We start from the raw sequence: 9,772 nt of genomic DNA, 5'->3' as shown, positions 1-9,772 counted from the left end.
GGGGGTGCAGGGGGATTAAAGCCCCCTGCGTTTCCCGCCTTGAGGCGGGAGGGAAGGGTGGTGAGATTAATGCATCGTTATATCCAATGATTTGGTTAATAACCTACCCTTGGAAGGATCGGGATAGCAAATGCGGAACGCTAGCGCAGCACAATCACTTCGACTTCAACTTGCACATCGCGGGGCAAACGCGCCACTTGCACGGTCGAGCGAGCTGGCGGGTTTTCAGGAAAGTATTCGCCATAGACGGCATTAACGGCGGCGAAGTCGTTCATATCGGCCAAGAAAATCGTGGTTTTGACCACTTTTTCGAAGCTGGTGTTGGCTGCCGTCAGCACTGCCCGAATGTTTTCCATCACGCGGCGGGTTTGGGCGGTTACGTCGCCCTCGATCACTTGGCCAGTTGCTGGGTCAAGCGGAATTTGGCCTGAGCAGAACAACAATCCATCAATGGCGATTGCTTGTGAGTATGGGCCGATGGCGGCGGGAGCGTTGGGCGTGCTGATAACTTCACGGGTCATTGAAAACTCCTTGATAGTTGCTTATTCAATTGAAATTGCTTGAAAATGTTCAAGTTGAGGTTGACCACGGGAGAGTGTGATCGCAATAGCATCGATGCGATAATCGCCGAGCCATGGGGTTTGGGCGGCATCGAGGGCTTGCAGGTAGGCTTGCAGCAACCGCGCTAAACGTTGGCGTTTTTTGAGGGTCAATGATTCGGCGGCGCTGCCATGGGCTGTGCCTCGGCGCGTGCGTACTTCAATAATCACCAAGGTTGCTTGATCATAGGCGATCAGATCGATCTCACCCCAACGACAATGCCAACCACTAGCGATCAGTTGATAACCTAATTGTTGCAGATACTCAGCGGCATATTGCTCGCCCCAACGCCCAAGTGCTTTGCGATCGTCGGCCATGCTTGCTCCCCCTAAAATAGCAAGCGGACACGCGCCGTTGCGTGTCCTCAATGGTCAGTATCGATTAGCCGCGTTTGACGGCGAAGGCGCTCCAGCCAGCGAATTTGGCTTGGCTATCGAGTTCTTCTTCGATCCGCAGCAATTGGTTGTATTTGGCTACGCGGTCGGTACGGGCTGGTGCCCCTGTTTTGATTTGACCAGCGTTGGTGGCAACCACCAAATCGGCTACCGTTACATCTTCGCTTTCGCCTGAGCGGTGGCTGACAATTGCCGTCCAACCAGCACGTTGGGCCATTTGAATTGCGTCGAGGGTTTCGGTCAAGGTGCCAATTTGGTTAAGCTTGATCAAAATACTGTTCGCTGAGTTTTCTTTGATCGCACGGTTGAGCCGTTCGACGTTGGTTACCAACAAATCGTCGCCGACCAACTGCACACGATCGCCGATACGTTGGCGCAACGACGACCAAGCACCCCAATCGTCTTCGTGCAAACCGTCTTCGATTGAAATGATTGGGTATTTGTTGACCAGATTTTCCCAGTAGCCCACCATTTCTTCGGAGCTAAGTTTGCGGCCTTCGCGGGCCAAGTTGTAGATGCCATTTTCGTAGATTTCGCTACATGCTGGGTCGAGCGCTAACATGACATCTTTGCCTGGGGTGTAGCCAGCCTTTTGGATCGCTTCGACGATTACTTCGAGAGCGGCTTCATTTGATGGCAACGATGGCGCAAAACCACCTTCATCGCCAGTATTGGTGGCCAAGCCACGGTCGTGCAACACATTCTTGAGCGTGTGGTAAATTTCTGCACCCCAGCGTAGAGCTTCGCGGAACGATGGAGCGCCGACTGGCATCACCATAAATTCTTGGAAGTCGGTGCTATCTTGGGCGTGCTTGCCACCATTCAAGATGTTCATCATTGGGACTGGCAAGGTATGACCGAAAACCCCGCCAAGGTAGCGATAGAGCGGCAAACCAACTGACAATGCGCCAGCTTTGGCAGTGGCCAATGAAACCCCTAAGATTGCATTAGCGCCAAGTTTACCTTTATTTTTAGTGCCATCAAGCTCAATCAAGGTCTTGTCAAGCGTAATTTGATCAAGTGCCTCTAAGCCTTCGATGGCTTCAGCAATATCTTCATTGACATGCTTTACAGCTTTGAGCACGCCTTTACCGCCGTAGCGGCTTTTGTCGCCGTCGCGCAGTTCGACTGCTTCGTGTGCGCCAGTTGAAGCGCCCGAAGGAACAATTGCGCGGGCAAGCGTGCCATCTTCCAAACCGATTTCAACTTCAACGGTCGGGTTACCTCGACTATCGAGAACTTCGCGACCGCGAACGTGCGTAATGAGTGCCATATTGAGAAGCCTCCTCAAGGGACACGAATGTTTATGCCCCATCATACCACGCTCTGTCCATTCGCTGGGTAGCGGTTTCGCGACCTATCGAGCATAAATTCAAAAGGCAAAAGGCAGAAATCATAATGGACATTAGAACATAGAGCAAAGAACATCGAACATAGGGAATAATGCTATAGGCTATAGGAACATGTCTTAGCCCATAGCCAAACGCCAATAGCCAAATCTTCGTGCCCTTCGTGTCCTTCGTGGATCAAAAAATAAGCTTTGTACCCTTTGCGGTTTCGGCTATGCTGAATCCTGACCCCTCGCCCCTGTTGCCTAGGCTACAACAACGGTTTCAACCCCATCCAAAAAGCCGTTAAGATCGGTGATGCGCACCCGCCCAACGTGTGGAGCAGCCAATGAGGCGGCTTTGACAACCGAGGTATAGGTGGCATCGAATGCGCCTTGTTTAATATAGCGTTCGCATTGTCGTCCTGAAATACCACTAATGCGCCGCCCGCTGGCATAAACCCCTGGCGTTTGCACAATGTAGGTTAATTGATCAGCGGCTAGCGCCGAGGCGATCATCTGGGCTGCCGTGTCGGCGTTGAGCAATTTCACCGCACCTGTGGCACTTTCCATCGCCAGCGGAGCTAAAACTGGCAACCAAGCCTGCTCTAGCAAATAGTGCAACACCTCAAAGCGCACGATTGGCTCATCGCTTTTGGGCAACAAATACATCAATTCTAAATCCGAGCCACATAAGCCGATTGCTTGTAAATGATGTTGGGTCAGCGCAGCAACCAAACGCGGATTGATCCCGCCACGCAACGCCATGGCCGCAATTTCAGCCGCCGCCGGATGATTCGTGCCGCCAATAGCATTTAAGACGCGCGGCAAAATGCTGCCACCACCATGAATTAAAACCACTTGATCGTCGATGCTGCTTAAGGCGCTAATTAATGTTTGCAGTGAATCAGCGTGATCTACTTCGTAGCCGCTAATTTTGATTACGTGCGTCATTGCTGTTGTCCCCATCTGTGTTGTGCTCAATTGTAACGAGGGGGGCTAGCAAACAATAGGATTAAAGATGACGAAGCGGTGACAGTTTATGTTGGCAATTGCGCTAATGCTTGCAACACATGGGTTCGCTCAGGAAAGCCATTGGTTGAGCCTTTGATTGCGATTTTGCTAGCAGCCACGTATTGCCCAAAACTCAGAGCTTGGCGTGGAGTTAAATCGCTAGCCAAACCAGCAATAAAGCCAGCACAAAATGCATCGCCTGCCCCTGTTTTATCAACAACTGACCCAAGCTCAAAGGCTGGCTGATACTCGATTGTGTTGGTTGCTCGCACGCCGAGGGTTGCGCCATGATTGCCATGGGTTGCTACCACGATGTCAATCTCAAATTGTTGCCATAGGCGGCGCATGAATTCATGGCTATGCATGGCCAGTTGCTCGGTGCTAAGGATAATAATCGAAGCAGCTTGCAGAAAATCACGGTGATATTCGTCAATATCAACCAAGGCTTGTACATCGACAATGACCGTGCTGCCTGCGTCACGGGCGGCTTGGGCAACGTAACGACACCAGTTTTGAGTTGAGCAATAGACCCACTGGCTTTGTTCAAATAGCGTGGGTAACGCCGCTTCGGGGTAACGATAACGATGCACTGCTTTGGGGTCGTTGATGCACTGACGATTCCCAGCAGCATCAATTAATACAACTGTGCGCGAGGTCGTTGGCCAATCGGGGCGAATGGAGTTGGTGGCTAAACCTTTGGCTTGTGCTAGTTGCTGCACTAGCTCGGCCATGCGATCTTGGCCGACCACGCTGCCAAAATGAACCTGATGCCCCAGCGCAGTTAAGCCAACCGCAACATTGGCCGCTGCTCCGCCAATCGCATCGCTAATGCCGTCGAAGCTAAACAGTGTATCGCCTTCATGCAGTGGAAATTGCCCAATCGAAACACTAGTATCAAGATTAAGATCGCCAAAAACAACAATCGATTGCTCCATTGTATTCGCCTCAAACTCAATAGTTTAGTGGCTGTTTGGGGCTAGCGCGGGTGGGCGATAATCCATGGGGCTTCGTACCAACCGACTTCATGGTTGGGTTGGTCGCGCCATTGCTGCAAAATATGCTGATGGAATGGGGCTAAAGCTGGGTATTGATCAGGCGCAAACCAACCCATTTGATCAACCTCGCGTGAGGCTTGGAATGTTCCACCAACCAGCTTGCCACACACTACAAACTCAAATTTTGGGCGATCACGAGTAACGCCAATTAATGCCAAGCGTTCAGCGCGAACGTGCAAGCCCGATTCTTCGTGTACTTCGCGTTCGAGGGTTTCGAGCGGCGATTCACCTTTGCTCATCCAGCCGCCAGGCATGCCCCACGGATGCGAGCGGCGATAGGTGTGATGGAATAATAATAACCGCCCCTGCTCGTCGGTGATAATGCCTGCCACGCCCAGCAGAAAGTGCGGGTTGATCAGATTGGCCGCGAGCCAGTGCAAGCGTGGTGGTAAGCGAAAGCGTTTTAATAATGGGAAAATAAAGCTTGGTAATTCCATAATTGCCTTTACTGCAAATTTACATAATTTAAGTGTTGGATAGATTATTGTTATGATAATCGACACTTTCAGGATCGATTAGATGGTTTGGATGGGAGTGTAATGTAGAAAAATCGATTCTAATTGCTCCATAATCTAATAAAGCATGGTGATTAGGGCAAACACATAATACATTTTCTACAATATCTTCGCCTTGATGAACTCCACCTAATGGCCGAATATGATGACATTCAGCATAAAATTTATCTTGACCAATTTGGAGCCTGATGCCACAGATTTGGCAAGCATAGTTATAAATATATTTTACCCACGAACTAACTTTGGTATCTCGCTGAATACGATCAATAGTATTAATTGTTCTGCGCGTTAACCGATTTCCTGCTGGCTTATTGTTAACTTTAATGCGGCTAATAGTTTCAATTGGTAAATTTTTACTTAACTTAATATATTCTTTTATTGAGGCAATACCTTGTGGTACTCTAACATCTTTGCGTATGCGAAGAGATGGCGAATTAAAAAATTCGTCATCTGTTTCAAAGAGAATATACCCATGGGCATCAAAAAGCACACCAGGAAATTTCTTAAGTTGGTGATACCAATTTCCATCTTTATGATAGAGGGCATGTTTAGCTCCAATACCCCAAAAGTTGTTTAAGAAATTCCCTGTAACAGGTTTGATTTCTTTTTTAATCATAGCCATCCTTCGAAATAGTACGATAGGATTCGTGAATTCTATAAATATACATTAAGATTTAACCCTAAAATAGCGAATATCATCCCTTAATTTGTAAAAAGTAGAACATCCTAGTTGACAGAACATATGTATTTTTCTATAATAAAGACTAGAACGTCTATTCGTGTATGGCTGAATACCCACAGCCTCGTCGGCCCTGAAAGGAAGGCGCTTCAATGAGCGGATTATCGCAACGCCAACAACGGATCTATGATTACATCAAGCAATTTATTCGCACAAATGGCTATGCTCCGGCGATTCGCGATATTCAACGCGAGTTAAGTATTTCATCAACCTCGGTGGTTGCATATAACTTACGCGCCCTCGAAAGCAAAGGCCATATCCGCCGCGAAGGTAATATCTCGCGAGCTATCGAATTGATCAATGCTGAGCAACCACTGCCAACCGTGCTTGGTGGCCAACGCGTGCCAGTGCTGGGCGTAATTGCCGCTGGTCAGCCTATTCCAGTGCCCAACGATTCGGCCAACTCCGACGATTCGGTGTTAGTGCCCGAGGAAATTGTTGGCAACGATAAGCTGGGCGATGTGTATGCCTTGCGAGTCAAAGGCTATTCGATGGTCGATGCCTTGATTGCCGATGGCGATATTGTGCTCTTGCGCTATCAGGCAACCGCCGAAAATGGCGAGATGGTTGCAGCCCGCATTCGCGATGAAAACGAAGTTACTTTGAAACGGATCTACTGGGAAGGTGACCGCGTGCGGTTGCAACCAGCCAACGTTACCATGGAAGCAATGTACTATCCATCAACCAATGTGGAAGTGCAAGGCCGTGTGGTTGGGGTGATTCGTAACCTCGGCTAAAAGCTGAACTTCACGTGATAAACCCAAGGGACGGAATTATTTCCGTCCCTTTTTGTTGCTGCGTTGGTTGATCTTCTCTTGGGTTTCGATCAATTTGGCTTGTTGTTCTTGCAGTTTGTGCTGTTCTTGGGCTTTTTGTAATGCAGCCTCGCCTAATTTGATGCCAACGTTTTTCATCTCTTGGTCGTAGGCTCGTTTGCCCCGCCACAACAAAAACGGAATCAACACAGGCCACCATGGCCGCAAATCTTGGAATTTCTGGCGATAAGCCTCAACTTGGGCGCGAACTTTGGTGATATTGCTGAAGGTGGATAAGATTTTTTGTTTGACCATCACGCATACTCCCGACTAAAGCTAGTTGCATTATAGCTGAGATCGCTAAGGCTTGGCAGTTTTGATACCAAGCCTTGGCAACTACCACCATTTAATTAGCTTCGCCCAAACCTTCGTAGGCAGCGACGGCTAAGCCTGCCCCGACGCTGGTAAATGGATCTTGCTCACGCAGCCGATCTTCGGTAAAGCGGTCGGCTAATAATTTGATAAAACGCGGAATCCGCGAAGAACCGCCGGTGCGCAACACTACATCAATTTGCTCGTGGCTCAAGCCAGCCGCGCGAACCGTGCGATCAACACAATCACCGATGGCACGAGCTTCGGGGCCAACGAGGCGCTCAAATTCAAAGCGTGGCAGCAAATGATCAAAATCAATATCTTTAACATGCATGCTAATTTCAACTTGGCGTTCGCTGGAAAGCCGCCGTTTAGCCTCTTCCGCATGCTCATACAGCACCAACCCATAATTTTCGCGGACTAATGAGCGCAAGGCCTTGAGTTCTTTGGGCTTATCACTGGTGCGCACCGATTCTTCGATGATGTCGAGCATTTTGGGTGTGTGCATTTCGAGAATATTTTGCCAATTGTCGAGGTGCTCCATCAAAGCAGCGGGCAAGGGCAATTTGCGTGGGCCAAGTCGAGCGCCATCACCAAAATATTGGCGTAAGGCTCCCGTAACAATTTTGCTATCGAGCACATCGCCGCCAATTGGCACACCATCGGTCGCTAGCACTTGGCGTTTGGCCCCATCAATTGCCATTACGGTTACGTCGAGCGTCCCGCCGCCAAAGTCGAAGACGATAATATTGCGGCGTTCGCGTTGACTGGCAGCAAAGGCATGGGCTGCCGCGACAGGTTCGGGCATAAAACTCACATTTGGCAAATCGGCCAATTCGCAGGCCTCACGCATCCGCCGAATCGCCAACGCATCGCCTTCCGCTGTGCTGGCATAGTGCACAGGCCGCCCAACTGTAATCGCGCTAATTTTCTCGCCAGTGAAACGTTCGATCTCACGGCGAATTGCCCGTAGGATTTTGGCGATCAATTCTTCGAGGGTCGTTTCTTGGCCAAACACATTGGTTTTGATGTAGGATGGATCGCGCAGCATGGTTTTGATCGATTGAAATAAACGGCCTGGTGGGTTGCTATCGACCAAGCCTTCGACGGCCTGCGTGATTGTGCCAACCCCTGCATAGGTGTTGGTAACTGTGCCAAGATAGCGTCGCTCGTAGACGATTTCGCGGCCAACGTTGCCCTCAGTAAAGGCATTAATTGCCGCGCGGCCAATCCGTTGCTGGCCTTCGGGCGTGATAAATAAGGCAGTGCGTAACACATTGGGATTTGCCGCTACGGAGTCTAGCGGAACCAAGCTTACGTTTGCGCCGTCGTAAATTGCTGCGGTCGTATTAGTTGTTCCGAAATCTAAGCCTACCCGCATTGCAATGCCTCCTAATTAAGCTGGATGAGTTGCACGGCGAAATGCCGCCCAAACCCAAAACTGGGGGGCGGCTGGTGCAGAACATTGATTGTAACAAAGCATTTTGCTACCCATGATCGGTCTTAGGACGGATGTTGCTTGGGCAATGTTGAGTTTTTTCAAAACGCTGCTTGGCTTGATCCACTCGTCATCAGGGAATTATCGATATCAATGAATTTTGAAGCTTTGACATGATCACCACCCCTCCGCCCCGCCTCAAGGCGGGGAACGCAGGGTGTTTTCATCCCCCTGCACCCCCTAAAATGACAATTTAGCAAGGGCAAGCTATTGCTAGTCGAGCAACGAACTGTGGTTGATAAATAAAATCTAGCCTAAATTCCATCGTTGGTTGGTTGCAGGCTTGCCAGCCCTCGATTAAGCTAGGCCTAGTATTGTTCGCTGAGGAGCTTTCGCGTATGAGCCTCGCTCTCATTTCACACGATCATTATCTCGACCACGATCAGCCTGAGCACCCCGAAAATGCCAATCGGCTACGGGCGATTCATGCCATGCTGGCAGCTGATTATGAATTGCAACAGCACTTAACCCCGCTTGCACCACGCCATGCAACTGCTGCTGAAATCGAGGCGGTGCATGTGCCAAGCCATTTGCCAACCCTACAACGGATGGCCCAATTTGGCGATTGGGCTGATGCTGAAACCTATATTTTGCCAGATTCGGTCGAGATTGCCCAACTTGCTGCTGGCGGCGCGATTGTCGCGACTGATGCAGTGCTCAGTGGTCGGCATGCCAATAGTTTTGCTTTGGTTCGCCCACCAGGCCATCATGCGACCGCCGACCAAGCTATGGGATTTTGCTTGTTCAATAATGCGGCGATTGCGGCGGCCTTTGCTCAACGTGAATATGGCCTCAAACGAGTGGCAATTTTGGATTGGGACGTGCATCATGGCAACGGAACCCAAGATATTTTCTACCAAAACCCCGATGTGCTCTACATCTCGACCCATGGCTGGCCGCTTTGGCCCAACTCAGGTCATTGGAAGGAGATGGGCGCGAACGCTGGATTGGGCACGACCCTTAACTTGCCATTACGCCCATTAACTGGCGATATGGGTTTTCATCTGGTGTTTGAACAAGCGATTGCCCCAGCTATTCGGCGCTTCAAGCCTGAGTTATTGATCATCTCGGCGGGCTATGATGCGCATATTTACGACCCATTGGGGAATTTGGCACTCTCCACTGGCGGTTATGCCCAGCTATCGTCGATCGTGTATAATTTAGCCGCCGAGTGCTGCGATGGACGCTTGGTGGGCTTGCTTGAGGGTGGTTACAACCTCGAAGCCCTCGCTCAAAGCCTCACTGCAACGCTGCAAACATGGGTTTCTGGTCAGCCTGCCCCGATTTTCAATCAAGAAGTCAGTCATACCCCAGAACCCGATGTTACCTGGCTGATCGAGCATCTCCGCCGCGAACATCCGCTTTTGAAGGGATGAATTATGAGGGCAGAAGGCAGAAGGCAGAAGGCAAAAATCAAAATAGGGATGAAGAACATAGAGCATAGAGGTACTGGATTCTAGGGTTAACCACGGCGTGATTCCCTCACCCCCTTGCCCCCTCTC

11 protein-coding genes are annotated in these 9,772 nt (G+C 50.0%); 2 read left to right on the top strand and 9 right to left on the bottom strand.

The features are described 5' to 3' along the window. Positions 1 to 140: 140 nt before the first annotated feature. From DEF47_RS07580 to DEF47_RS07550, 7 genes are all read right to left on the bottom strand, one after another. Positions 141 to 521 (bottom strand): RidA family protein, encoded by a 381-nt coding sequence (locus tag DEF47_RS07580; protein ID WP_012187704.1) that lies wholly within the window; start codon positions 519 to 521, stop codon positions 141 to 143. Positions 522 to 542: 21 nt separating this feature from the next. Further along, positions 543 to 917, bottom strand: coding sequence for a YraN family protein (locus DEF47_RS07575; protein ID WP_012187705.1), 375 nt, complete (start codon positions 915 to 917; stop codon positions 543 to 545). 64 nt (positions 918 to 981) lie between these two features. Beyond that, complete coding sequence (eno, locus tag DEF47_RS07570) at positions 982 to 2,268, bottom strand: phosphopyruvate hydratase (protein ID WP_012187706.1); 1,287 nt, start codon at positions 2,266 to 2,268, stop codon at positions 982 to 984. Between the two features lie 321 nt (positions 2,269 to 2,589). Then, positions 2,590 to 3,276 carry an amino acid kinase family protein gene (locus DEF47_RS07565; protein ID WP_012187707.1) on the bottom strand — a complete coding sequence of 229 codons (687 nt, stop codon included), beginning with the start codon at positions 3,274 to 3,276 and terminating at the stop codon, positions 2,590 to 2,592. A gap of 86 nt (positions 3,277 to 3,362) precedes the next feature. Continuing rightward, positions 3,363 to 4,271 carry a carbohydrate kinase family protein gene (locus DEF47_RS07560; RefSeq protein ID WP_012187708.1) on the bottom strand — a complete coding sequence of 303 codons (909 nt, stop codon included), beginning with the start codon at positions 4,269 to 4,271 and terminating at the stop codon, positions 3,363 to 3,365. 41 nt (positions 4,272 to 4,312) lie between these two features. Continuing rightward, positions 4,313 to 4,828, bottom strand: a complete 516-nt coding sequence (locus tag DEF47_RS07555) for an NUDIX hydrolase (RefSeq protein WP_012187709.1) — start codon at positions 4,826 to 4,828, stop codon at positions 4,313 to 4,315. Positions 4,829 to 4,856: 28 nt separating this feature from the next. Next, positions 4,857 to 5,522: an HNH endonuclease gene (locus DEF47_RS07550; protein ID WP_287045056.1), complete on the bottom strand. Its 666-nt coding sequence runs from the start codon at positions 5,520 to 5,522 to the stop codon at positions 4,857 to 4,859. A gap of 215 nt (positions 5,523 to 5,737) precedes the next feature. Between DEF47_RS07550 and lexA the strand changes: the two genes are divergently transcribed. Next, positions 5,738 to 6,382, top strand: coding sequence for a transcriptional repressor LexA (gene lexA, locus DEF47_RS07545; protein ID WP_012187711.1), 645 nt, complete (start codon positions 5,738 to 5,740; stop codon positions 6,380 to 6,382). A gap of 36 nt (positions 6,383 to 6,418) precedes the next feature. On the opposite strand, the gene DEF47_RS07540 is transcribed toward lexA, so the two are convergent. Beyond that, the gene (locus DEF47_RS07540) at positions 6,419 to 6,715 is read right to left on the bottom strand and encodes a hypothetical protein (RefSeq protein WP_012187712.1); all 297 of its coding nucleotides are present in this window, start codon (positions 6,713 to 6,715) and stop codon (positions 6,419 to 6,421) included. A 91-nt stretch (positions 6,716 to 6,806) separates the two neighbouring features. After that, entirely contained in the window at positions 6,807 to 8,153 is a 1,347-nt protein-coding gene (locus tag DEF47_RS07535; protein WP_012187713.1) for an Hsp70 family protein, read from the bottom strand. A gap of 455 nt (positions 8,154 to 8,608) precedes the next feature. Here DEF47_RS07535 and DEF47_RS07530 point away from each other — a divergent pair, with 455 nt between their 5' ends. Further along, positions 8,609 to 9,646 (top strand): histone deacetylase family protein, encoded by a 1,038-nt coding sequence (locus DEF47_RS07530; protein ID WP_012187714.1) that lies wholly within the window; start codon positions 8,609 to 8,611, stop codon positions 9,644 to 9,646. Positions 9,647 to 9,772 lie beyond the last annotated feature (126 nt).

Source organism: Herpetosiphon sp. (assembly GCF_003512625.1).
In the GTDB taxonomy this organism is placed as follows: Bacteria; Chloroflexota; Chloroflexia; order Chloroflexales; family Herpetosiphonaceae; genus Herpetosiphon; species Herpetosiphon aurantiacus.
Note: the sequence above shows the minus strand (reverse complement) of the source record. Positions and strands in the feature narration are given on the sequence as shown.